This window comes from Actinophytocola sp., from assembly GCF_036555685.1.
GTDB lineage: Bacteria > Actinomycetota > Actinomycetes > Mycobacteriales > Pseudonocardiaceae > Actinophytocola.
Genome location: NZ_DATBKY010000267.1, coordinates 21,004 through 43,718, shown reverse-complemented (window position 1 = coordinate 43,718; position 22,715 = coordinate 21,004). Strand labels below are relative to the sequence as shown.

The window sequence follows — 22,715 nt, the reverse complement described above, 5'->3', positions numbered from 1 at the left end:
GACCGGCCCGACGCTAGTCGGGCTGGCCCGTCCAACCGGAACCCTCGATGGCCTTGAGTCCACGGCGAACGATCGACTGGGTCAGAGCGGCCGCGAGGTCGCTCTCCCGCTCCTCGTAGGCCCGGATCAGCCGCTCGTGGTCCGCAACGGACGTGCGCAGGCGGCCGGGCAGGGAAAGGCTCAGGTGCCGTAATTGCAGCGTGCGCACGCCCACGCTGTCGAGAACTCGGCGCACCGTCTGGTTGCCGGCGATCATCGCCTCATTGTTTCGGAAACCGACATTCAGCCAGAAGTAGCGGTCGACATCGCCGGCCGCGGCCGCCGCTTCCAGCTGTCGCTGGTTGTCCCGCAACAACGCTATGTCGGATTCCGTCGCATTTTCGACAATGCGCCTGCTCACCAATGCATACAGGGTGGCGCGCAGCTCGTAAATATCCCGCACCTCGGCGAGCAGCAGCCGCCGCACCCGCGGCCGCCGGTGCGCGGCGATCTCCACCAGGCCTTCTCTTTCCAGGGTGAGCAGTGCTTCCCGCACCGGAGTCCGGCTGCTCTGGAACGTCCGGGCCAGCTCGACGGAGTTGAGGTCGTCGCCGGGGCGCAGCCGAGCCTCCACAATGGCCGTGCCGACCGCGACCAGGATCTGGTCGACGACACTGTCCGCGTTCTCCGAACGGCCGAGCACCCGCAGGATCTCGAGATGTCCGGCGGACGGCTCGGTGCCGACCGGCCGCACTATCGAGTTTCCGCCGGATTTCGGGCTCACCATGGATGGATAATAGCGTGCGAATCGTCGCGGCCACGCGTATTGCGCGCGTTATGGAAAAACATCGTTCAGAACCAGCCGACGTCCCGAACGGACTGCCAACGAACCGCCGGTGGCGGGAGCATCTCGCCGAACGCCCACTGGTGCAGGACCGTCCTCAGCTGCGAAACGGTGATGAACGACTCCGGTGGCAGCACGGTCTCCATCGGATGCCACGTGTCGTGTGCCAGCAGGACGTTCGCCCGGCCGGCCGCGCCGTGCGTCATCCACGAGTGGCTGCGGCCGTCGGCGTCCATGGCGATCAGCACCGCCGCCGCTACCTCGTGCGCGCGGCTGAGCTGAAATCGCAGGTTCGACGCCGGCAGCCCGGTACCCTCCGGCGTGAGATGCAGGCGGGCGACCTTCGTATCGTCGGCCTCGGCCACGTAGAGCTCGAGAAAGGTGGCGAGCCCGGCGGGATTTTCGAACGTGACCGTGTAGACCGCGCCGCGAAGGTGGAAGACTCCGGAGGCCTCGAGCCGCCGTCCACCGGGTGCCGCGAGGTCCATGCGGTGCAGGACGTCGGGGTCGGCCATGTCGTCTCCTCAGTGGACCGGCGCCGTCCACGATACGGGGTGACGATACAATCAGGCCTGGATATCGCAGGTCAGAAAGGGTGTGACACGCGGTGAGCCCGGATCTGGAGCTGGCGGCGGACCGCAGCCTGCTCGGCCGGACCAGCACGGTCGAGCGGCTGGCCGACATCCTTCGATCGCGGATCATCGAGGGTTACTTCGCGCCCGGGCAGCGGCTCGCGGAGGACTCGATCGGCTCCGCGCTCGGCGTATCGCGCAACACGCTGCGCGAGGCGTTCCGGCTGCTGACCCACGAGCGGCTGCTCGTGCACGAGCTCAACCGGGGCGTCTTCGTCTGCAAGCTGACCGTCGACGATCTCGTCGACGTCTACCGGGTCCGCAAGCTGGTCGAGTGTGGCGCGGTCCGGGGCCTCGACGGCCGTCCGCCCGACGTCACCGACATGGCGAAGTCCGTCTCGCAGGGCGAGCAGGCCATGAAAGCGGCGGACTGGCGGGCGCTGGGCACCGCGAACATGGTGTTCCACCAGGCGGTCGCCGCCCTGGCCGGCAGCCCGCGGGTCGACGAGCTGATGCGTGGCGTCCTCGCGGAGCTCCGCCTGCACTTCCACTCGATGTCCGACCCGCGGCGCTTCCACGAGCCGTACCTGGAGCGCAACCGGGAGATCCTCAAGGTGATCGAGACCGGCGACGGGCCGGCCGCGGACCGCCTGCTGCACAAGTACCTGGACGACTCCGAGCACCAGCTGGTCGAGGCCTACCGGTCCGCCGCGGGCTGAGCGCGGAACCGGATCCGCTGCCCGGGGCGCGCCTGCGCGAGGAGCGGCAGGTCGGCCGAGTGCACCACCGCGACCACCGGGTACCCGCCGGTGACCGGATGGTCGGCGAGGAACACCACCGGCTGCCCGGACGGCGGCACCTGGATCGCGCCGGGGACCATGCCCTCGCTGGGCAGCTCCTCGTGGCGGGCTCGCCGCAGGGCCGGACCGGCGAGCCGGACGCCGACGCGGTTGCTGTCCGCGGTCACCGCGAAGGGACTGGCCGACAGCGTGCGCAAAGCGGACCGCGTGCACCAGTCCGCGCGCGGTCCCGGCGAGACCCGGACGACCAGGTCGCCGGCCGGCGGCGGGTTGACCGGCGCCACGTCGACCGCAGGCGGCGGTCCACAGTAGGCGGTGCCGACCGGCAGCAGGTCGCCCGCCGACAGTGGCGCGGGACCGAGACCCGACAGCACATCCGTGGACCGGGAGCCCAGCGTCGGCGCGACGGCGAACCCGCCGCGAACCGCCACGTAGGTCCGCACCCCGGACGAGGGCGCGCCGATGGTCAGCCGCCCGCCGGCCGGCACCGTGAACGGCGCGTTCATCGCCCCGCGGTCCAGCGGGCACGGCGCTCCGGTCACCGCGACCCGCGTGGCCCGGCGGAAGGCCAGCGTCGCCGAGCCGAACGTCAGCTCCAGGCAGGCGGCACCCTCGTCGTTGCCAACCAACCGGTTCGCGAGCCCGAACGCCGGCGCGTCCGCGGGCCCGGACCGGCCGACCCCGAGTGCCGCGTAGCCGAGCCGCCCGCGGTCCTGCACGGTCGTCAGCGGTCCACAGTGGACCACCTCGATCCCGGGCGGGCCGGGTGCGGGCGGCACGCACGCCGGCGCGGGGCCGGACCGCAACGTGCCCACCGGCTCGAACCGCACGCGGGTGCCCGGCCGCAGCAGCGCGGGCGGTGCGCGGCGCGGGTCCCACAGCGACACCGACGTGCGGCCGAGCAGGTGCCAGCCACCCGGCGAGGAGCGCGGGTACACGCCGGTGAACTCACCCGCCACCCCGACCGCGCCCGCCGGCACGCGCACCCGGGGCGTGCCGCGCCGGGGGAGGCGCAGCCGCGGGTCCAGCCCGGTCAGGTACCCGAAACCGGGGGCGAAGCCGGAGAACGCCACCACGTACCGCGCCGCCGCGTGCGCCTCGATCACGCCGTCCTCGCCGAGCCCGGTGAGCCGGCCGACCTCTGCCAGGTCCGCGCCGTCGTAGTGCACCGGCACGGTCACGAGCTCGCCCGAGCCAGCGGCCACCGGCACCGGCCGCACCTCCGCGAGCCTCCGCTCCAGCCGCGGCGCGGGCACCACCGCGGGGTCGAACCGGACCAGCACCGTGCGAGCCGCCGGCACGAGGTCGGTGACGCCTTCGAGAGGCCGGTCGAGCAGTGCGGCGTACACGCCCAGCGCCGCGTCGCCGGCATCCACCAGCAACGCCGCGTCGCCGCACGCCAGCACCCTCACACGAAGCTCCGCACCGCCGCGCCGGCGCCGACCAGGGCGGCCCGCGCGGCCCGGGCCAGCTGGACCGCGCCGGGGGTGTCGCCGTGCACGCACACCGACCGCGCGTGCATCGGCAGCACCGACCCGTCCGCCGCCTCGACCTCGCCGGCCGTCACCAGCCGCACGACCCGCGATGCCACCGCCGCGGGGTCGGTCAGCACCGCGCCCGGCGAGCGGCGGGGGACCAGCCGGCCGTCCGGGAGGTACGCCCGGTCCGCGAACGCCTCCGGCACCGTCGGCAGACCCGCGGCGGCGGCCTGCGCCAGCCAGCGCGAACCGGGCATGCCCAGCACCGGCAGCGACGGGTCGAACTGGCGCACCGCCTCGACGACCGCGCCGGCCTGGCCGTCGTTCGAGCCGATCGCCCCGTACAGCGCGCCGTGCGGCTTCACGTACCCGATCCGCCCGCCGGCCGCCGTCGCGAACGCCGCCAGCGCACCCAGCTGGTAGAGCACGTCGTCGGTCAGCTCAGCCGGGTCGACGTCGAGGAAGCGGCGGCCGAAGCCGGCGAGGTCGCGGTAGCCGACGTGCGCGCCGATCGCCACGCCGTGCCGCACCGCGCCCACGCACGCCCGGCGCATCGCCGACGGGTCGCCCGCATGGAAGCCGCACGCGATGTTCGCGCCGGTGACGACGGTCAGCAGGGCGTCGTCGTCGGCGATCCGCCAGGCGCCGAACCCTTCCGCGACATCGCAGTTGAGGTCGAGCACGGTCATGGTCTCGCCTCGGCCAGCACGGCGTCCTCTTCGGACTCGACGACGGGGTCCCGCGAGATCGCGATGCCGATGCCGGTCAGCACGGCGGTGAGGACGACGTACCCGCCGACGACCCACCAGCTGTCGAACCCGGCGAGCAGCGCGGTGAGGATCAGTGGAGCCGGCGCCCCGCCGATGACCCCGGCCAGCGTGTAGGCGAGCGACGAGCCCGTGTAGCGCAGCCGCGGCGAGAACTGCTCGATGATCAGCGCCGCCTGCGGGCCGTACAGCATCGCGTGGATCGCGAGCGCCACGACCGTACCGAGCACCAGCAGCAGGAACGAGCCGCCGGCGATCATCGGGAAGAACACGAACGGCCACACCGCGGCCGCGACCGTGCCGTACACGTAGAGCCGGCGGCGGTTCATCCGGTCCGACAGCGCGCCGAACGCGGGGATCAGCACCAGCTGGCAGGCCGAGCCGATCATCACCGCGGCCGAGCCCTCGCCGCGGGACATGCCGAGCTCGTTGGTGATGTAGGTCAGCATGAACACGGTGAACAGCGAGTAGAGGACGTCCGGGCACACCCGCGCCAGCACGCCGGCGAGCACCGCGCGCCACTCCCGGCGGGCCACCTCGGACACCGGCGCCGTCGGCCGCTCGCCCCGCTCGGCGATCTGCTTGAACACCGGCGTCTCCTCGAGCCGCAGCCGCAGCCACAGTCCGAACGCGACCAGCACGGCGGACAGCAGGAAGGCGACCCGCCAGCCCCACGAGGTGAACGCCTCGTCGGTCAGCGTCGCGGACAGCAGCGCGAGCACGCCGTTCGCGATCAGCGTGCCGGCGGGCGGGCCGATCTGCGCGGCGGAGGCCCAGAAGCCGCGCCGCCGCGGGTCGCCGTACTCGCTCGAGAGCAGCACCGCGCCGCCCCACTCGCCGCCGACCGCAACGCCCTGCGCGAAGCGCAGCAGCACCAGGAGCACCGCGGCCGTGCCGCCGACCGCCACGTGGGTGGGTAGCAGGCCGATGAGGAACGTCGCCGTGCCCGCCAGCAGCAGCGTGTGGACGAGAACCTTCTTGCGCCCCAGTACGTCGCCGAGCCGGCCGAAGAGGAACCCGCCGAGCGGGCGGGCGAGGTAGCCGACGGCGTAGGTGGAGAACGCGGCCATGGTGCCGACGAGATCGTCGCCGGACGGGAAGAACAGGTCGCCGAAGACCGTCGCCGCGGCGACCGAGTAGGCCGCGAAGTCGTAGTACTCCAGCGCGGTTCCGGACAGGCTCGCCGCGTAGGCCCGGCGCAGGGACCGTGGATCCACGGTGTTCCGGGGAGTGGTCATGGTGTTCACGTCCCGTCTACGGCATGGGTGGGTTCCGTTGAAGCTAGATTTCGTTGAACAATCCTGCAATACTACGTTTCACATCTGGCACGCGAGGAGAAGCCGCGAGCGGACCGGCGGAAGGTTGGTGAGCATCGGCATGAGCACCGAGAACCAGGACGGTCCGGCCTCGTGCCGGTCCGTACGCAACGCGTTCCGGCTGCTCGAGCTGCTCTCCGGCAGCCCCGACGGCCTGCGGCTCGCCCGCCTCGTCGACGCGTCCGGCCTGCCGAAGTCGTCGGTCCACCGGGTGCTCGGCACGCTCGAGGACCTCGACATCGTCAGCCGTGACGAGACGACCGCGAACTACCACCTCGCCGCGAACTGGCGGCGGATCGTGTCGCCGCCGCGGCCGGCGGAGTTCAGCGCCCCGGTGCTGAGCCACGACGGTCACCCGGTCGCGGGTCTCACGCTCCGGCTCCGCGGTCAGGTTTCCCCCGGGGCGCCGTCGGAACGGCTTTCCCGTCTGGTCACCGACCTCGCGCACGCGGTCTCCCGGCGAATCGGCGGCCGGGTCACCCCGGCGCGCCGGGTTTCGTGAATCGGGTCCACCGTAAGGAGAACGAGCCCGACCGCGCATGACGAACGGCGCCTCCCCGAGCGGGAAGGCGCCGTCTGGTTGGGACTTACGGGGTCAGGATTGCTTGCGTGGCATGCGAAGCGCGGCCAGCTGCTGCTCGAAGGGGATCACCGTCTCCTCGGCCGGTTCCCGCGTCGGCGGGCGGCCCTCCATCAGCTCCGCCAGCTCGCCCGCCGCGCGGGCGATACGGTGCGCCAGGTCGTCCTCGCCGGCGGAGGCCCAGTCCTCCGACGCCGCGTAGACCGCCGTCGGGACCACGACCGCCCGCAGGTAGCCGAACAGCGGGCGCAGCGCGTGCTCCAGCGCGAGCGAGTGCCGCGCCGTGCCGCCCGTCGCGGCGATCAGGACCGGCTTGCCGATCAGCGCGTCCTGGTCCAGCACGTCGAAGAACGACTTGAACAGCCCGGAGTAGGACGCGGTGAAGATCGGCGTGACGGCGATCAGGCCGTCCGCCGCGGTCACCGCGGCCTTGGCCTCGGCGAGCCGGGGTGAGGCGAAGCCGGTCACGAAGTTGTTCGCGATGTCGCCCGCCAGGTCGCGCAGCTCCACGACCTCCACGCGCACCTCGGTCTGGCCACTGACCGCCGCCGCGAGGCGGTCGGCCAGCAGCCGGGTGGAGGAGGGCACGGTCAGGCCGGCCGACACCACCACGAGTGTCCTCATTCGACGGTCACCTTCTCTTCGGCGGAAGCCCGGGCGGCGGCGAGTGACGCGTGCGTCGGCGCGTCCGGCACCTCGGGCAGCCGCACCCGGGCGAGCTCCGACCGCAGCACCGGCACGACCTGTTCGCCGAGGAGGTCGAGCTGCTCCAGCACGGTCTTCAGCGGCAGGCCGGCGTGGTCCATCAGGAACAGCTGGCGCTGGTAGTCGCCGAAGTACTCGCGGAACTGCAGCGTCCGGTCGATCACCTGCTGGGGGCTGCCGACGGTCAGCGGCGTCTGCGCCATGAAGTCCTCGAGCGACGGCCCGTGCCCGTACACCGGCGCGTTGTCGAAGTACGGCCGGAACTCGTTCACGGCGTCCTGCGAGTTCTTCCGCATGAACACCTGGCCGCCGAGCCCGACGATCGCCTGCTCCGGCGTGCCGTGCCCGTAGTGGGCGAACCGCTGCCGGTACAGCCGGATCAGCCGCATGTAGTGCTCCCTGGGCCAGAAGATGTTGTTCGCGAAGAAGCCGTCGCCGTAGTAGGCGGCCTGCTCGGCGATCTCCGGGCTGCGGATCGAGCCGTGCCACACGAACGGCGGCACGCCGTCCAGCGGCCGCGGCGTCGACGTGAAGCCCTGCAGCGGTGTGCGGAAGTTGCCCTCCCAGTCGACGACGTCCTTTCGCCACAGGTCGTGCAGCAGCGCGTAGTTCTCGATCGCGAGCGGGATGCCCTGGCGGATGTCCTGGCCGAACCACGGGTAGACCGGACCGGTGTTGCCCCGGCCCAGCATCAGGTCCACCCGGCCGTCCGCGAGGTGTTGCAGCATCGCGAAGTCCTCGGCGATCTTCACCGGGTCGTTCGTGGTGATCAGCGTCGTGGACGTGGACAGGATCAGCCGCTGCGTGCGCGCCGCGATGTAGCCGAGCATGGTGGTCGGCGAGGACGGCACGAACGGCGGGTTGTGGTGCTCGCCGGTGGCGAACACGTCCAGCCCGACCTCCTCCGCCTTGAGCGCGATGCGCACCATGTTCTTGATCCGCTCGTGCTCGCTCGGCGTGGTGCCGTTGGTCGGATCCATGGTCACGTCACCGACCGTGAAGATCCCGAACTGCATCACTCTCAGCCACTTCCTCAGCTAGTTGCTCGTTCAACTATTCGCGTCAACGCAGGCTACCGGTTGAGGTATTCCCGCAGATCCTTGTGGTAAATGCGGAAGTCGCACGGGGTGGCGAGCAGGGGAGCGAGCTCCGGGTAGGCCTCGTCGACCGTGCCGACGCGGACCAGCCCGTAGCCGAGCCGGCCGTACCACCCGGCGAGGAACTCCTTCGACGGGTGCGACCACTCGCGCGGCACCAGCACCTCGAGCTGCATGACGTACCGGCCACCGGCCCGGCTCTGCCGCTCGGCGAACCGCACGAGCTCCCGCCCGATCCCGATCGAGCGGTGCTCCGGCGCCGAGACGAGCATGCCGAACTCGCTCAGGTCGTCGCCGAGCACCCGCAGCCGGACGCTCCCGGCCAGCCGCCCGTCCACCCTGGCCACGACGATCTCCCCGGCCCGGGTGAGCGCGGCCACCTCCGCCGGAGTCGTCCGGGCGGCGCCGTCGACCCACAGGCCTTGCTCCGCCACCTTGTAGACGCGGTTGATCAGGTCGCTGATCGCCGCCATCGTCGCGCCGTCCTCGGCCGCCTCCGCGGGCAGCCAGTCGACGTCGATCCTCATCCGTTCCTCCCCAGATTGGGCTGGGTCCGCCTCCCCGGGATTCACAGTGTTGGTCGCGTACCAGCGAATGGTGCCGATGGTCGACGTGATTGTGTCTGAGTGCCGTCACGGTCCCCCTGAGGTTGCGGTGATCCCGCGCGACAGCGTCCTTCCAAGATTGGACTAGACAACATGCGGTTATTGGTCTAGACATTTAGGTAACGCGCGGTGCCTCCCTGCTCACCGCGCGCCTACCCGGAGGTCGTCGCGATGAAGCGTCCCCTCGTTCTGTTCGTCACGGTCATTCTTGCCTGTCTCGGCACCGTCGCGCCCGTGGCGAGCGCCGCCGGCGAGCGCGCCACCTTCGCCAAGGTGTCCGACTGGGGCTCGGGCTGGGAAGGCCGGTTCACGGTCACCAACGGCGCCACCACCCCGATCACCGGCTGGCGGGTCGAGTTCGACCTGCCAGCCGGTACCACCCTCGGCAGCTACTGGGACGCCCTGCTCACCACGAGCGGAAGCCACCACACGTTCGCCAACCGCGAGTACAACGGCAGCCTCGCCCCGGGCGCGTCGGCGACCTTCGGGTTCCTCGGCACCGGGCCGGGCGCGCCGCTGAACTGCCGGGTCAACGGCGCGGACTGCGCGAGCGGGGGCGGCGACCCGCAGCCCGGCGTGCCCGGCGTGCCGGGAGGCGTGCGGGTGACCGGGACGACGGCGTCGAGCATCACGCTGGGCTGGAGCGCGGCCTCGGGCACGGTCACCGGCTACCGCGTCTACGAGGGCACCAGCGTCCGCGCGACGGTCGCCGGCACCTCGGCCACCATCTCCGGCCTGCCCGCCTGCAGCTCGCGGACCTACGCCGTGGCCGCCTACAACGGGCTGGGCGAGTCGGCCCGCAGCACGTCCGTGTCCGCGACGACGGCCGGCTGCCAGCAGGCCGACCTGCCACGACACCTCCTCACCGGCTACTGGCACAACTTCGTCAACCCGGCCACCGAGCTGCGCCTGTCGGCCGTGCCGGACGAGTACGACCTGGTCGCGGTCGCCTTCGCGGAGGCCACCTCGACGCCCGGTGCGGTCCGCTTCGGCGTCGACCCCGGCCTGTCGAGCGCGCTCGGCGGGTACTCGGACGAGGCGTTCAAGGCCGACATCGCCACCCTGCACGCGCGCGGCAAGAAGGTGATCCTCTCGGTCGGCGGCGAGGCCGGCCGGGTGAGCGTCGGCGACTCCACGTCCGCGGCGAACTTCGCGGACAGCGTCCACGCGATCATGGCCGGCTACGGCTTCGACGGCGTCGACATCGACCTCGAGAACGGCCTCAACCCGACCTACATGGCCCAGGCGCTGCGCAGCCTGCGCAGCCAGGCCGGCTCGGAGCTGATCATCACGATGGCGCCGCAGACGATCGACATGCAGTCCACCGGCGGCTCGTACTTCGCGCTGGCGCTCGCGATCAAGGACATCCTCACGGTCGTCCACACGCAGTTCTACAACTCCGGCTCGATGCTCGGCTGCGACCAGTCGCAGGCCTACAGCCAGGGCACGGTCGACTTCATCACCGCGCTCGCGTGCATCCAGCTGGAGAACGGGCTCCGGCCCGACCAGGTGGCCGTCGGCCTGCCGGCCGGCCCGGGCGCGGCGGGTGGCGGCGTGGTCGCGCCGTCGGTGGTCGACGACGCGCTCGACTGCCTCGCCCGCGGCACGAACTGCGGCTCGTTCCACCCGCCCCGCACCTACCCCGACATCCGCGGTGCGATGACGTGGTCGGTCAACTGGGACGTGGCGAACGGCAACGGTTTCGCGCGCACGGTCGCGCCGCACCTGGACACGCTGCCATGAGGGCCGTGGCCGCGGCCGTGTCCGCGCTGCTCGTGCTGCTGGCCCTCGCCACCCCGGCGCAGGCGGCCAACCTGCTCACCAACGCCGGCTTCGAGGACGGCTCGCTGTCGGGCTGGTCGTGCCCGGGTGGCACGGTGGTCACGAGTCCGGCCCACTCCGGCTCGTACGCGCTGGCCGCCACCGCCACGGCATCGGACACCGCGCAGTGCACGCAGACCGTGTCCGTGCTGCCGAACACGACGTACACGGTGTCCGCGTGGGTGCGCGGCAACCCGGTCTACCTCGGCATCACGGGCGGACCGTCCACATGGAACGCCCCGGCGGCGTACGCGCAGCTGTCGCTGACGTTCACCACCGCCGCCGGGCAGACGTCGGCCCAGCTGTACCTGCACGGCTGGTACGGCGCGGGCACCTACCACGCCGACGACGTCGTGCTCGACGGTCCGGGCGGCGGCGCCCCGGGCGTGCCGGCCGCGCCCGGCGCCCCGCGGGTCGGCTCGGTGACCGCGTCGTCGATCGCGCTGTCCTGGCCGGCGGTGCCCGGCGCGACCGGCTACCGGGTGTACGAGGGAACCGCCGTGCGGGCAACGGTTTCCGCCACGTCGGCGACGATCTCCGGGCTGGCCGCCTGCTCGTCGCACTCGTACACGCTGGCCGCGTACAACGACGCGGGCGAGTCGGCCCGCAGCGCGTCCGTGTCCGCCACGACGGCCGGCTGCCAGCAGGCGGACCTGCCGCGGCACGCGCTGATCGGCTACCTGCACGCGAGCTTCGCCAACGGCTCCGGGTACGTGCGGATGGCGGACGTGCCGGACGCGTGGGACGTGATCGACCTGGCGTTCGGCGAGCCGACCTCGCCCACGTCGGGCGACATCCGGTTCCGGCTGTGCCCGGTCGCCGAGTGCCCGAACGTCGAGTCCGAGGCCGACTTCGTCGCCGCCATCCGCGCGAAGCAGGCGCGGGGCAAGAAGGTGCTGATCTCGATCGGCGGCGCGAACGGCCAGGTGCAGCTGACCACGACGGCCGCCCGGGACGCGTTCGTGTCCTCGGTGTCGGCGATCATCGACCGGTACGGCCTGGACGGGCTCGACATCGACTTCGAGGGCCACTCGCTGTACCTGAACCCCGGTGACACCGACTTCCGCAACCCGACGACGCCGGTGATCGTCAACCTCATCGGCGCGCTGCGCTCGCTGAAGTCCCGGTACGGCGACGACTTCGTGCTGACGATGGCGCCGGAGACCTTCTTCGTCCAGGTCGGCTACCAGTTCTACGGCGGCGCGGGCGGGGGCGACAACCGGACCGGCTCGTACCTGCCGGTGATCCACGCGCTGCGCGACGCGCTGACCATGCTGCACGTGCAGGACTACAACTCCGGACCCGTGATGGGGCTGGACAACCAGTACCACAACATGGGCGGCGCGGACTTCCACATCGCGATGACCGACATGGTGAAGGCCGGCTTCCCGGTGGCGAACACGGGCCAGACGTTCCCGGGCCTGCGCGAGGACCAGATCGCGTTCGGCCTGCCGGCCGCGGTCAGCGCGGGCAACGGCTACACGCCGCCCGGCCCGGTGCACGACGCGCTGAACTGCCTGGCCCGCAACCAGAACTGCGGCGGCTACACGCTGCGCGGCGGCGCGTCACCGGGCATCCGCGGCCTGATGACATGGTCGATCAACTGGGACCGGTACTACGGATGGGAGTTCCAGAACAACCACGAGCCGTTCCTCGGCTCCCTCCCGTGAGGCGGCCGGTGAGCCTCGCCATCTTGAGGCTCAGATGCAGCATCAGCCGCTCGTCGCCGTCGTGCAGGTCGGTACCGGCGAGTTGCTCGACGCGCTGCAGCCGGTAGTACAGCGACGTGCGGTGCAGCCGCAGCGTCCGGGCCGTGGCGACCACGCTGCCGGCCAGGTCGAGGTACGTCTCGAGGGTCTCGACCAGCGACCGGCTGGCCGGGTCGGCGAGCAGCCGCTCCAAGCCGGGGTGCAGCTGCGCCGGCAGTGCCGACGGCGCCGTCGACAGCATCCGGTACACGCCGAGCGAGGACCACGACGCGGCCGGCCCGTAGCCCGGCACCCGCAGCGCCACCTCCGCGGCGTGGAGCGCCTCCCGGTAGGACTCCGCCGCGTCGGCCAGCGCGCGCGGGCCGCCGGCGCCGACGACGGCCGGCACCCCGGTGAGCGTGCCCACCTCGACCGGGTCCGGCGGGCGGCCCGGGCACAGCAGCACGCCGTGGTCACCGCGTACGAGGTGCAGCGGCCGGCACGCGAGCCGCGCCCGCGCGGCGAGCAGGCCGTCCGCCAGCGCCACGGAGGCCGGCACGGGCCGCACGACGAGCGCGGTCACCGGCTCGTCGCCGGCGAACCCGCCGGCCTCGACCAGCAGCCGCGCGCCCTCCCGCGCGGCCGCCCGGTCACCGAGCAGCACTGCCGACACGGCCTCGGCCTCGCGGCGCGAGGTCAGGCCCGCGGCGAGGCTGTCGTGGAACAACGTCAGCGCGAGCGCGGGCGCGGTCTTCGCGGCGATCGCCACGTCCTCGTCGGACATCGGGGGGCCGGCGTCGATCAGCCACACGAAGCCCAGCAGCCGCTCGCGATGCCGGGCCGGCACGCACACGCGGTCGAGCGCGCCGGCCGCACCGGGGATGCGCAGCGGCCCGCGCGCGGCGAGGATCCCGGCCGCGCGGTAGCGGTCGCGCACCTCCGCGGTGGTGTGCCGGCGCAGGATCGACTCGCGACGGATGTCGTCCATCGGGCCGTCCTGCTCGCTGTAGGCCAGCACCCGCTGCTCGTGGTCCTCGAGCAGCACCGGCCGGCCGATGCGTAAGGCGAGCTCGTCGACGAGGTGTTGCAGGGTCTCGGGCACGGCGAACCTCCGCAGGGTGAGCAGGCCGTTTCGACGAATGTCGGACGGTGCGCAGCACGTTCCCTACAACGGATCGGTGAGTTGGGTCAACAGCCGGTCTAGCGTCCTTTACGTGATCCGCCACTCCCTGCTGGTAGCGGCGTTGTTCTCGGCCACGGCGCTCGTCGCCGGGGTCGTGTCCGGCCCCGCCACAGCATCCGCAGCGCCCCCGGAAACCCCGTCCCACCCCTGGCAGTACGACAACTGGCCGCAGCAGCAGCCGTGGCAGTCGTCCGCGCCCGGCGCCCTGCCCGCCGAGTCGAAGCGCGTCACGAACGCCGGCTTCCCGGCCGCGATCGACCCGCAGGACTGGCAGAACCCCGACGACATGACGTGGGCGGACTACCGCAGGCCGCCCAACACGAACTGGGTCGACCCGACCAAGGAGGGCTCGGTGCGCCAGTTCCGCGGCGCGCTCGTGCTCGCCGACTACCCGAACCAGCCGTTCGTGGTGACCCAGCCGCAGAACTCCACGGTCTTCGGCAACCCGACCGCCGAGGCGCACGACATCCCGCGCGCGGAGGTCGCGCAGTACTACCAGGACTTCCTGAACAAGCCCGAGGCGCTCAACCACGGGCACACCATCCACGAGTACTGGATGGAGGACTCCGGCGGCCGCTACGGCGTGGACCTGACCGCGTTCGGCGCGTACCAGATGCCGGGCAAGTCCTACGAGTACGCGATGGAGTTCCAGGGCGACACCGGCTGCCCGGCCGGTGACAGCTGTGACCGGAACCTGCGCACGGACGCGCGGGCCGCGTGGATCGCCGATGTCGGCGAGGACGTCGCGAACTCGTTCGACTTCGTGTTCTTCCTCTCGGCCGGCCAGGACGAGTCGTCGACCTGGCAGGAGTTCGGCCCGATGAAGTTCGAGAACAAGGAGGACGTCACCGACGAGTTCGGCCCGCCGGACCCGAGCCTGCCGAACTGGGTCGACACCCGGTACGTGGACTGGACCTCGTGGGCGGCCGGCTCGACGATCTGGCCGAACGCCGGTGGCGGCACCTCCACGCAGGCGGAGAGCTCCGGCCAGAGCACCTACGCGCACGAGTTCAGCCACATCCTCGGGATCGGCGACAACTACAACAACCCGTTCAGCGTCCCGCCGAGGCGTGCGTACTCCGGCATCTGGGAGATGCTCTCGCGCGGCACGTTCAACGGCCCGGGCGGCCCGCACAGCCGCTGGATGATCCCGGCGACCGGCGGCAGCTCGATGGGCGCGCAGCACATGCTGCGCAACAAGATCAAGCTGGCGATGGTCGACGAGGCGAACGTGCTGCGGCTGTCCCGTGAGGCGCTCGCCGACTCCGGTCTGGTGATCGCGAAGGTGACGGCCCGGAGCGTCCAGCCCGCAGCGAGCGGTCTGTCCGGCATCAACGTCCAGTTCGACACCGGTGACCTGAGCCCGGCGTGTGACGTCGACACCGACCCGTTCTGCGACGGCGGCGGCTACGACAACTACACCGTCGAGGTCGTGGACCGGATGGGCGCCGACTCGTTCACCCCGGACGCAGGCGTCCTGCTGGCGAAGACGAAGAACCAGGACCGGGCGCCGTTCGAGTGGGTCGTCGACGCGAACCCGCAGGACATCGGGATGACCGACTTCGTGCGGCCGAACGGCACCCGGGTGCCGATCACCATCGGGGACTACCGGCAGCTGTCCGACGCGCTGTTCCACGCCGGCAACGACTCCGGCAGCCAGTACGAGTACGTGGACGAGGCCAACCGGCTGCACTTCTACGTGCTCGACGTCAAGCGCGACAAGGCGGGCGAGCTGACCTACACGGTGGCCGTCAAGTCGCTGGACGGCGCGGGCCCGCAGCGGCGCGGCGTCAAGCTCTACCCGACCGTGAGCCATCCCGGCCACGGCGGCCTGGCGACATGCCGGTTCCCGCTGTTCAACTCCGGCCGGTCGGCGACGCCGGCGGGCCAGCACCCGGAGGACGTCTCCCGGTACCTGAACGGCGACGTCTACCGCCTGTCCGCCGATGTGGACGGTCGCGGCTGGACCATCGCGGTGCCGAACCAGCTGGCCACAGCGGGGTTCGGGTCGCTGGCCCAGGTCTCGGTGTACGCCAAGGGGTCCCCGTCCGCCGCGCGGGTGGCGAGGGTGCACCTCACGGCGACATCCGAGAGCGATCCCTCGAAGACGGCCACCGCGACCTGCACGGTGCCGGCGCGATGAGACGCATCGCGGCCGCCGCGCTCGCGCTCGTCACGGGTGCGGCGGTCGCGGTGACCGCCGCACCCGCGCACGCCGACCCGGGTGACGCCACGGTCGTGCCGATCCAGGTGACCGGCGACCCGGCGCACCGGTTCAACATGGTGATCGTCGGCGACGGCTACACCGAGGCGGAGCAGGCCGAGTTCCGCGCCGACGTGGACAAGCACCTGAACACGCTGTGGACGATCGAGCCGTTCAAGTCCTACCGCAGCTACGTCAACGTGTACGCGGTGGCCGTCGTGTCCGCGGAGTCCGGTGTGGACTGTGACCCGTCGCTGACCGCCCCGCAGCGGGACACGCCGCTGAACATGGGATTCTGGGGCGGTTGCAACCCGGCCTCGGTGCAGCGGCTGCTCGTCGCGGACAGCGCCGCGGCGAACCGGTACGCCGACATGGTGCCCGGCACCACGCGAGCGAACCGGCAGCTGCTGGCGCTCGGCAACAGCGACACCTACGGCGGCGCCGGCGGCGCGAACGCCACGGCGTCGGGCGGCAACGCGCTCTCGGCGCTGATCACGCCGCACGAGCTCGGCCACTCGCTGGGCGGCCTCGACGACGAGTACGACTACTACCAGCGCGGCGTGCGGGGCGCGCCGTACGAGGGCGGCGAGCCGCCGTCGATCCACCACACGCTGCTCACCGAGCAGGAGATGCTGGCGCAGCACCGGAAATGGTGGCGCTGGCTGGGCGAGCCGTCCGAGTCCGGCGGCGTGATCGGCCGGTACGAGGGTGGCCTGTACGCCGACACCGGCGTGTGGAAGCCCAGCGAGCACTCGATGATGCGCTCGCTCGGCTACTACTTCGACCAGGTGGCCCGCGAACGGATGACGCAGCGGATCTCGGCGAAGACGTCGATCCTGTCGGCCGCCACCGCGTCCGACGCGCCGATCGGTTCCGATCGCGTCGTGTGGATCGAGACGATGTATCCGGTCAGCCACCAGCTGGCCGTGACGTGGACGCTGGACGGGGCCGTACTGCCCGTCGACGGCGCGCGGAGCGTGGACCTGGCGTCGCTCGACCTGGCGCCGGGGGTGCACACGCTGACCGTCGCCGTGGTCGACCCGACGCCGTTCGTCCGCGACCCGGCCGTGCGGGCGTCGGCCGCGCTGACCCAGAGTCGCACGTGGACGGTCGACACGTCGGTGTCGACGCCGCCGTCCCCGGTGGCCCCGGCGTTCACGCAGTCGACGCCGACGGACCACCCGGTCGGTGGCGCCGACGTCGTGTACGCGGAGACGACGCATCCGGTGGACTCGGTGCCCGCGGTGTCCTGGTCGCTGGACGGCAGTCCCCTCGCGGTGGGCGGCAACGACCGTGCGGTGTCGCTGGCCCCGCTGAGATTGTCCGGCACGCACACGCTTTCCGCGTCGGTCGGCTCGTCGACGCTGACGTGGACGGTGGACGCGGGCCTGCCGTCGGCGGCGTACTCGCTCTCGCCGCCGTTGCTGCGGGCCGGCGGGGAGCACATCTACAACGGACCGTTCACGATGAGCCTCACCGGTACGGACGACACTCCGGGGTACGTCGTGCGCGAGTTCCGGACCGACGGGGACGGCTGGTACCACTACTACGGCTGGCCGACCGATCCCGACGAGCCGTTCCACTTCACCCCGAGCGGGACGAACATCGACGACCTGGTGTACGGGAAGCTGGGCAAGCCCCGCCTGGTCCCGTGGGACGACGCGACGCCGAACTACGGCCGGCACGTCATCGAGTACCGGGCCGTCGACCCGAGCGGCAACATCGGCGCGGCGTCATCCTTCGCCGCGACGTTGATCCCGCCGCCGCCCGCGTGCACGTCGACGTTGTCGGGCCGGGTGCGCGGCCCGCTGGTCGTCCGCTCCGGCGTGACGTGCCTGTCGTCGGCCGTGGTCTCGGGTCCGGTGACGGTCGGTCCGGGTGCGGGCCTGGTCGCGTCGGACTCGACGATCTCCGGCGCCCTGTCGGCGTCGTCCGCGTCCGCGGTGGAGTTGCTGAGCTCGACGGTGGCCGGCTCGGTGTCGGCCGCCGGCACGTCGGACGTGACGCTGGTGGGCGGCCGGGTCCGCGGCCCGGTGTCGTTGTCCGGCAACGAAACCCTTCTGGGTCCGGTGGTGGCCGGCGTGACGTTGCAGGGCTCGCTGTCCTGCACGGGAAACACCCCGGTCCCGACGAACCTCCGCGTACCGAACACCGTGCGAGGCCCGAAGACGGGCCAGTGCGCAACCCTTTGAGGAGTGAAACCCAGCCCGATCAAGTGAACCCGGTGCGAATGGACCGTTCGCACCCCCCGGGGTCCCCCGGCTTCGACGCTACGCCGGGGGACCGACAGTTTCGGGTCAGGCGGGTTCGGCCAGCACCAGGTGCACCGGCCGGCCCGCCACCCGGATCCGCACCGTGGTCCTTATTCGCAGGCAGCGCGGCAAGTCTGGCTCCGCCAGGACCGCGGCCACCAGGCCGTCCGGGCGCAGGATCCGCCGGACCGAGTGCCACAGCCGCGCCGGCTCCGCGGCGAGCGAACCGAGCGAGGTGGCCTGGCGGTCCCAGGGCGGGTTGACAAGCACCCGGTCCAGACTCGCGGACGCCACCGGCAACCGCCCGGCATCCGCGACGGCCGCGGCCGCCAGGCCGTTCGCCCGCGCACACGCCACCGCCGCCCGCGACTCGTCCAGCCCGAACCGGCAGCCGGGGGACTCGAGCAGCAGCGTGCCGGCGCCACAGCACGGGTCCACGACGGTCATCGCCGGCGTCACCCCCGCGAGCCGGGCCAGCGCGGCGGCCAGTGGCGGGTGCAGGCTCCCCGGCACCGACCGCGTCCGGTACGGCCTGCGGTGCAGCGGCCGGCCCCCCACCCGCAGCGCCAGCACCGCCTCGTCACCCGCCACGGTGAGCCGCCACGACGACGCGGCGGCGGGCACCCGTGACCGGCGGCGCGACACGTACCCAGGCAGGGCGGCGCCGGCCGCGTCCTCGAGGTCGTAGCGGCTGAAGTTCCGCCGCCCCACGAACGACGCGACGACCTCCGTCACCGGGCCGGCGGTGGCCGGCGGCGAATCGCACGGCGGAGCCGGCGGACCACCACACCGCGCACGAACCGCCGCCAGGTCCGGCAGGCGCGCCGCCGCCCGCGTCACCCGTGCCAGGTCCGCTCGCGTGCGGCCGATCCCGCGGCACACCGCCCCGATCAGGAAGACGTCGTCGGCGGTGCGCAGGTCCAGCACGGCCGGCGTCGGGGGCGCGGTGAACCAGACCTCGCGATGCCTGATCCGGTCCACCCGGCCGATCCCGGCGACCTCCGCCGCCACGAGGTGTTCGATGCCCCGGACCGTGCGCGCCAGCAGGCGCACGCCCGTCACCGCGGCGTGCGGATGACCGGACGCCGGGAAGAAGATCGCATGGTGACTCCCACGACGTGACCCGGAACGGCGCCACGCCATCCCGCATCACTGGCGGCGGGCCCACGGCCGCGCCTCGCCAGCGGTCACGTCACCGTCGGAAAGTCACGAGCGGACCGTATCCGGCCACCGGCGCCCGGCGCGACCGGATTACCGTGGACGGCCGACCTGATGGAGGAGCACCGTGCCCGACCTGCGCGCCGACTGCGGCCGCTGCTTCGGCCTGTGCTGCGTCGCGCCCGCGTTCGCGCGCTCGGCGGACTTCGCCATCGACAAGCCGGCCGCAACGCCGTGCCCGAACCTGCTGGCCGACTTCCGCTGCGGCATCCACGAGAAGCTGCGCGACCGGGGCTTCGCGGGCTGCACGGTGTACGACTGTTTCGGTGCGGGCCAGCGGGTGGCGGCGGAGTTCGGCGAGGACTGGCGCACGCGCCCGGAGACGGCCGGGCCGATGTTCGCCAGGTTCGCGGCGATGCGCGACGTGCACGAGCTGCTCTGGTACCTCACCGACGCACTGTCCCGACCAGCCACGACCCCGATCCACGACGACCTCCGCAAGGCCATGGCCGGCACCGAGCGTCTCGCCGCCGAGAACCCCGGCAGGCGGGAGATCGACGAGCACCGCGGGGCGGTCGACCGCTGGCTCCTCCGAGCCAGCGAGCTCGTCCGCGGCAAGGGCCGGCAGCTTCGCGGCGCCGACCTCATGGGCCGCGACCTGCGGGGCGCCGACCTCGAGTCGGCCAACCTGCGCGGCGCCTACCTCATCGGCGCCGACCTCACCAGCGCCGACCTCCGGCGGGCCGACCTGATCGGCGCCGACCTCCGCGGGGCCGACGTGCGCGGCGCCGACCTCCGCACGGCGCTCTTCCTCACCCAGTTCCAGGTCAACGCCGCCCGCGGCGACGGGCGCACCCGGCTCCCCGCCGGCCTCGACCGACCACCGCACTGGAGCAACTGACAACGGCCTTCGGTCGGTATGTTTCCCACAGCCATACCGAGCGAGGGAGTACCCGTGAAACCGCTGGCCCGCTTGTTGATCGTGGTCCTACTCGGCACCGCAGCCGCCGTCGTGCCCGGGGTCGCCGCCGCGGCGGCGCCACCCACCTGCGCCGACCCGAGCGCGCCGCTCACCGTCGAGGAGCAGCGGCTCGCCCTGCCCGCGCCCGGCGAGGTGCTCCGCCGCAGCGGGTTCGACCGGTTCGCGCAGGCTTTCACGCCCGCGCTGTGCCACCTGCGCAGCGACCACGTGGCCGAGCAGGCCATGCGCGTGCAGGGCCGCGTCCTGTGGGAGGCCGCGGTCGCCCGCGCGCACGGCCGCATCCCGGCCGGCAGCCTGCCCGTCACCGACGACCGGCCGCTGTACTGGGCGCGCCTGCAGCTCACCAAGGCGCTGCGGCAGTGGACGCCTTCGTTCCCGCTCTCCGCGGACCGGCGCGCGGAGCTGATCGGCACGCTCGACCGGGCATCCCGCGGCCAGGACTCGATCGGCTACCCGGACGGCGCCAGCCGCATCCTCGTGACCGGCTTCGACCCGTTCCAGCTCGACCAGGACATCCGGCGCAGCAACCCGTCCGGCGCGGTCGCGCTGGCCCTCGACGGCACCGTCATCCAGACCGCGGCCGGGCCCGCGCGCATCGAGACCGCCATGTTCCCCGTGCTCTGGGGCCCGTTCGCGCAGGGCGTCGTCGAGCACACCCTCCTGCCGCAGCTCGGCCGCGTCGACATGTTCACCACGATCAGCCAGGGCCGCGTCGGCCGGTTCGACGTCGAGCGGTACAACGGCCGCTGGCGTGGCGGCTACCCGGACAACGACAACGTGTCGAGCACCGGCGTGATCCCGATCCCGCCCGGCGTGCCGACCGTCGAGCCCGCGCCCGAGTTCGTGCCGACCACGCTGCCCTACGCGCAGATCGTCGCCGCGAACACCGGCCGCTTCCCGGTGTTCGACCACACCTCGGTCGTCGAGATCCCCGCCGGCCAGACCCAGCCGGTGACCCAGCCCAACGGGCCCACGCCCGGCTCGACCGCGCGCCAGGGCGGCGGTGGCGACTACCTGTCCAACGAGATCGCGTACCGCGCGACGCTGCTGCGCGACGCGCTCGGCCTCACCATCCCCGGCGGGCACCTGCACACTCCGGTCCTGGAGTTCGCTCCGAACAACACGACCGAGCTGACCGACCCGGTGTTCGAGGCGAACCAGCGCGACATCGTCGACCAGGTCCGCAGCGTGCTCGTCGTCGCCGCCGGCACGCTCTGACCACCGCGGCGCGCGCCGGCGAAAACCGCTGGCGCGCGCCGTTAGTGTCGGGCCGTGTCCGCCTTGCAAGCCCACATCCGCCGCGCGGCGGCATCGGGCCGAGCCACCGAGCAGATCGGTCCGTTCCTCGCGACGTTCTCGCCGAGCTCGGACAACCCGTACCTGAACTACGCCGTGCCCGACGACGGCGCCCGGCCGACCCGCGCCGACGTCGACGCGCTGACCGAGGCCTACCGCGGCCGGAACCTGCCGCGCCTGGAGTTCCTCGCCACCACCTCACCCGCCGCGGAGAAGCTCCTCCTCGAGGCGGGCTACGCCGTGGAGCGCCGCATCCCGGTCATGCTCTGCCCGCCGGACGCTCTCGTCGTCCCGCCCGCGCCGGACGGGATCGAGCTGCTGGTTCCGGATTCCGATGTGGACCTCGAGGGCATGCTCACCGCCCAGCACGAGGCGTTCGAGGACACCACGGCGCCCGATGTGGCGGGGGCGCGCGCCTGGCTGGCGAAGGGTGGGCTGTCGGTGTACGCCCGCGACGCCCGGACCGGCGAGCCCGCCGGCGGCGGGTCGGCCGAACCGGTCGTCGACGGCACCGCCGAGGTCGCCGGCATCGCCGTGCGCACGGCGTTCCGGCGGCGCGGCCTCGGTGCGGCGCTCACCGCGTGGCTGACCGGGGCCGTGCACGAGCGCGGCGCGCATACGGTGTTCCTCACCCCGGCCGGCGTCGACGAGCAGCGGCTGTACGCCCGCGTGGGGTACCGGCCGGCCGACGACATGCTGCACCTGCGGCTCACCTGAGCCGTCCAACCCGATCGCAGGTGTGCACCGAATAGCTCCTGGGCGACACCACCAGCGGTGTCGCGACTGAGGAGTCACGATGCGAAAGTTCCAGGCACGGTTGGTCGGCGCGGCAGCCGCGGTCGGCCTCGCCACCGCAGCCATTGCGGGTGGGGTGATGAGCGCCGGAAACCTGGTTTCCGCCGGTGTGCTCGGATCTTCGCACCGCGAGGCACCCCGGATCATGCTCGATCCGTCGGCCGACAACACCGACATCTACGCCTTCGCCTTGTCTGATGGCCCGAGCAGGATCACCGCCGTCGCCAGCTGGGTCTCGATGGAAAACCCGGCGGGTGGGCCCTACTTCAGCAAGTTGGAGCCCCAAGCGCGCTACATCCACATCGACAAGATCCTGGACTTCGTTCAGTCCTACGACCTCTACTACGCGACGTACCGCACCGACCTTCCGCTGCGGTTGACGGATGTCACGAGCGATCTTCAGGCGGCTCCCGACAACATCAAGCTGAAGTCGGTGCCAGCCAACGCACGGGACACGAGCAGGTTTGTTGCGAAGGCCTCCGGCGGCGTAGCGTCGTTCGCCGGCCCGAGGGACGAACCCTTCTACGTCGACCTCCACGTGGGGCTCGACGCCATCAGCACCGGCTGATCCGGTCGGTCGGAACGTCGACCGCC

At 72.3% G+C, this 22,715-nt stretch carries 20 protein-coding genes and 1 pseudogene; 10 read left to right on the top strand and 11 right to left on the bottom strand.

All coding sequences use genetic code 11. The annotated features are described in order from the left end of the window. Positions 1–13: 13 nt before the first annotated feature. Both VH969_RS27360 and VH969_RS27355 read right to left on the bottom strand, forming a co-directional pair. Positions 14–733 carry a GntR family transcriptional regulator gene (locus VH969_RS27360; protein ID WP_331979312.1) on the bottom strand — a complete coding sequence of 240 codons (720 nt, stop codon included), beginning with the start codon at positions 731–733 and terminating at the stop codon, positions 14–16. A gap of 98 nt (positions 734–831) precedes the next feature. Then, positions 832–1,338, bottom strand: coding sequence for a hypothetical protein (locus VH969_RS27355; RefSeq protein WP_331979310.1), 507 nt, complete (start codon positions 1,336–1,338; stop codon positions 832–834). A gap of 92 nt (positions 1,339–1,430) precedes the next feature. On the opposite strand from VH969_RS27355, the gene VH969_RS27350 reads away from it, so the two are divergent. Continuing rightward, entirely contained in the window at positions 1,431–2,114 is a 684-nt protein-coding gene (locus tag VH969_RS27350) for a GntR family transcriptional regulator (protein WP_331979308.1), read from the top strand. Here the strand turns inward: VH969_RS27350 and VH969_RS27345 are convergent. The 4 genes and pseudogenes from VH969_RS27345 to VH969_RS27330 all read right to left on the bottom strand — a co-directional run bounded on the left by VH969_RS27345 (position 2,093) and on the right by VH969_RS27330 (position 5,678). Then, positions 2,093–2,974, bottom strand: a complete 882-nt coding sequence (locus tag VH969_RS27345) for a 5-oxoprolinase subunit C family protein (protein WP_331979367.1) — start codon at positions 2,972–2,974, stop codon at positions 2,093–2,095. The two genes, VH969_RS27350 and VH969_RS27345, sit on opposite strands and share 22 nt — an antisense overlap. A gap of 33 nt (positions 2,975–3,007) precedes the next feature. Beyond that, positions 3,008–3,607 (bottom strand): annotated as a pseudogene (pxpB, locus tag VH969_RS27340) (5-oxoprolinase subunit PxpB); the annotation flags it as partial. Then, positions 3,604–4,362 carry a 5-oxoprolinase subunit PxpA gene (locus tag VH969_RS27335; RefSeq protein WP_331979306.1) on the bottom strand — a complete coding sequence of 253 codons (759 nt, stop codon included), beginning with the start codon at positions 4,360–4,362 and terminating at the stop codon, positions 3,604–3,606. The gene VH969_RS27335 and the pseudogene pxpB, both read right to left, overlap by 4 nt. Then, complete coding sequence (locus tag VH969_RS27330) at positions 4,359–5,678, bottom strand: MFS transporter (protein WP_331979305.1); 1,320 nt, start codon at positions 5,676–5,678, stop codon at positions 4,359–4,361. Before VH969_RS27330 ends, VH969_RS27335 begins: the two co-directional genes overlap by 4 nt. 139 nt (positions 5,679–5,817) lie before the next feature. Here VH969_RS27330 and VH969_RS27325 point away from each other — a divergent pair, with 139 nt between their 5' ends. Beyond that, the gene (locus VH969_RS27325; RefSeq protein WP_331979303.1) at positions 5,818–6,258 is read left to right on the top strand and encodes a helix-turn-helix domain-containing protein; all 441 of its coding nucleotides are present in this window, start codon (positions 5,818–5,820) and stop codon (positions 6,256–6,258) included. A gap of 93 nt (positions 6,259–6,351) precedes the next feature. On the opposite strand, the gene VH969_RS27320 is transcribed toward VH969_RS27325, so the two are convergent. From VH969_RS27320 to VH969_RS27310, 3 genes are read right to left on the bottom strand one after another with little or no spacing between them, the layout of a single operon-like run. Next, the gene (locus VH969_RS27320; protein WP_331979301.1) at positions 6,352–6,960 is read right to left on the bottom strand and encodes an FMN reductase; all 609 of its coding nucleotides are present in this window, start codon (positions 6,958–6,960) and stop codon (positions 6,352–6,354) included. After that, positions 6,957–8,057: an LLM class flavin-dependent oxidoreductase gene (locus VH969_RS27315; protein ID WP_331979299.1), complete on the bottom strand. Its 1,101-nt coding sequence runs from the start codon at positions 8,055–8,057 to the stop codon at positions 6,957–6,959. The genes VH969_RS27320 and VH969_RS27315 overlap by 4 nt, the downstream gene beginning before the upstream one ends. Before the next feature lie 56 nt (positions 8,058–8,113). Further along, complete coding sequence (locus VH969_RS27310) at positions 8,114–8,665, bottom strand: GNAT family N-acetyltransferase (RefSeq protein ID WP_331979297.1); 552 nt, start codon at positions 8,663–8,665, stop codon at positions 8,114–8,116. A 249-nt stretch (positions 8,666–8,914) separates the two neighbouring features. Here VH969_RS27310 and VH969_RS27305 point away from each other — a divergent pair, with 249 nt between their 5' ends. Together VH969_RS27305 and VH969_RS27300 are read left to right on the top strand one after the other, a co-directional pair. Next, the gene (locus VH969_RS27305; RefSeq protein WP_331979295.1) at positions 8,915–10,486 is read left to right on the top strand and encodes a chitinase; all 1,572 of its coding nucleotides are present in this window, start codon (positions 8,915–8,917) and stop codon (positions 10,484–10,486) included. Then, positions 10,483–12,234, top strand: coding sequence for a chitinase (locus VH969_RS27300; RefSeq protein WP_331979293.1), 1,752 nt, complete (start codon positions 10,483–10,485; stop codon positions 12,232–12,234). Before VH969_RS27305 ends, VH969_RS27300 begins: the two co-directional genes overlap by 4 nt. Here VH969_RS27300 and VH969_RS27295 read toward each other — a convergent pair. After that, complete coding sequence (locus tag VH969_RS27295) at positions 12,164–13,354, bottom strand: PucR family transcriptional regulator (protein ID WP_331979291.1); 1,191 nt, start codon at positions 13,352–13,354, stop codon at positions 12,164–12,166. The two genes, VH969_RS27300 and VH969_RS27295, sit on opposite strands and share 71 nt — an antisense overlap. 367 nt (positions 13,355–13,721) lie before the next feature. Between VH969_RS27295 and VH969_RS27290 the strand changes: the two genes are divergently transcribed. Both VH969_RS27290 and VH969_RS27285 read left to right on the top strand, forming a co-directional pair. Beyond that, positions 13,722–15,578, top strand: a complete 1,857-nt coding sequence (locus VH969_RS27290) for a M6 family metalloprotease domain-containing protein (RefSeq protein ID WP_414638627.1) — start codon at positions 13,722–13,724, stop codon at positions 15,576–15,578. Then, positions 15,575–17,830, top strand: a complete 2,256-nt coding sequence (locus VH969_RS27285; protein ID WP_331979287.1) for a M64 family metallopeptidase — start codon at positions 15,575–15,577, stop codon at positions 17,828–17,830. Before VH969_RS27290 ends, VH969_RS27285 begins: the two co-directional genes overlap by 4 nt. A 105-nt stretch (positions 17,831–17,935) precedes the next feature. Here VH969_RS27285 and VH969_RS27280 read toward each other — a convergent pair whose 3' ends face one another. After that, positions 17,936–18,943 carry an RNA methyltransferase gene (locus VH969_RS27280; RefSeq protein ID WP_331979285.1) on the bottom strand — a complete coding sequence of 336 codons (1,008 nt, stop codon included), beginning with the start codon at positions 18,941–18,943 and terminating at the stop codon, positions 17,936–17,938. A 232-nt stretch (positions 18,944–19,175) separates the two neighbouring features. On the opposite strand from VH969_RS27280, the gene VH969_RS27275 reads away from it, so the two are divergent. The 4 genes from VH969_RS27275 (at position 19,176) to VH969_RS27260 (ending at position 22,689) form a co-directional block, all read left to right on the top strand. Beyond that, positions 19,176–19,949, top strand: coding sequence for a pentapeptide repeat-containing protein (locus VH969_RS27275; protein ID WP_331979283.1), 774 nt, complete (start codon positions 19,176–19,178; stop codon positions 19,947–19,949). A 54-nt stretch (positions 19,950–20,003) separates the two neighbouring features. Further along, positions 20,004–21,248: a pyroglutamyl-peptidase I gene (locus VH969_RS27270; RefSeq protein ID WP_331979281.1), complete on the top strand. Its 1,245-nt coding sequence runs from the start codon at positions 20,004–20,006 to the stop codon at positions 21,246–21,248. A 54-nt stretch (positions 21,249–21,302) separates the two neighbouring features. Next, the gene (locus VH969_RS27265; RefSeq protein WP_331979279.1) at positions 21,303–22,043 is read left to right on the top strand and encodes a GNAT family N-acetyltransferase; all 741 of its coding nucleotides are present in this window, start codon (positions 21,303–21,305) and stop codon (positions 22,041–22,043) included. 79 nt (positions 22,044–22,122) lie between these two features. After that, a complete protein-coding gene (locus VH969_RS27260) occupies positions 22,123–22,689 on the top strand; it encodes a DUF4331 family protein (protein ID WP_331979277.1) in 567 nt (188 codons plus the stop codon). Positions 22,690–22,715: the final 26 nt, after the last annotated feature.

Bases quoted from the DNA above. Each gene is read 5' to 3' on its own strand.
- VH969_RS27290 (WP_414638627.1), top strand. From the start codon at position 13,722: ATGACGTGGGCGGACTACCGCAGGCCGCCCAACACGAACTGGGTCGAC.
- VH969_RS27320 (WP_331979301.1), bottom strand. From the start codon at position 6,960: ATGAGGACACTCGTGGTGGTGTCGGCCGGCCTGACCGTGCCCTCCTCC.
- VH969_RS27330 (WP_331979305.1), bottom strand. From the start codon at position 5,678: ATGACCACTCCCCGGAACACCGTGGATCCACGGTCCCTGCGCCGGGCC.
- VH969_RS27310 (WP_331979297.1), bottom strand. From the start codon at position 8,665: ATGAGGATCGACGTCGACTGGCTGCCCGCGGAGGCGGCCGAGGACGGC.
- VH969_RS27305 (WP_331979295.1), top strand. From the start codon at position 8,915: ATGAAGCGTCCCCTCGTTCTGTTCGTCACGGTCATTCTTGCCTGTCTC.
- VH969_RS27300 (WP_331979293.1), top strand. From the start codon at position 10,483: ATGAGGGCCGTGGCCGCGGCCGTGTCCGCGCTGCTCGTGCTGCTGGCC.
- VH969_RS27285 (WP_331979287.1), top strand. From the start codon at position 15,575: ATGAGACGCATCGCGGCCGCCGCGCTCGCGCTCGTCACGGGTGCGGCG.
- VH969_RS27325 (WP_331979303.1), top strand. From the start codon at position 5,818: ATGAGCACCGAGAACCAGGACGGTCCGGCCTCGTGCCGGTCCGTACGC.
- VH969_RS27260 (WP_331979277.1), top strand. From the start codon at position 22,123: ATGCGAAAGTTCCAGGCACGGTTGGTCGGCGCGGCAGCCGCGGTCGGC.
- VH969_RS27335 (WP_331979306.1), bottom strand. From the start codon at position 4,362: ATGACCGTGCTCGACCTCAACTGCGATGTCGCGGAAGGGTTCGGCGCC.
- VH969_RS27355 (WP_331979310.1), bottom strand. From the start codon at position 1,338: ATGGCCGACCCCGACGTCCTGCACCGCATGGACCTCGCGGCACCCGGT.
- VH969_RS27315 (WP_331979299.1), bottom strand. From the start codon at position 8,057: ATGCAGTTCGGGATCTTCACGGTCGGTGACGTGACCATGGATCCGACC.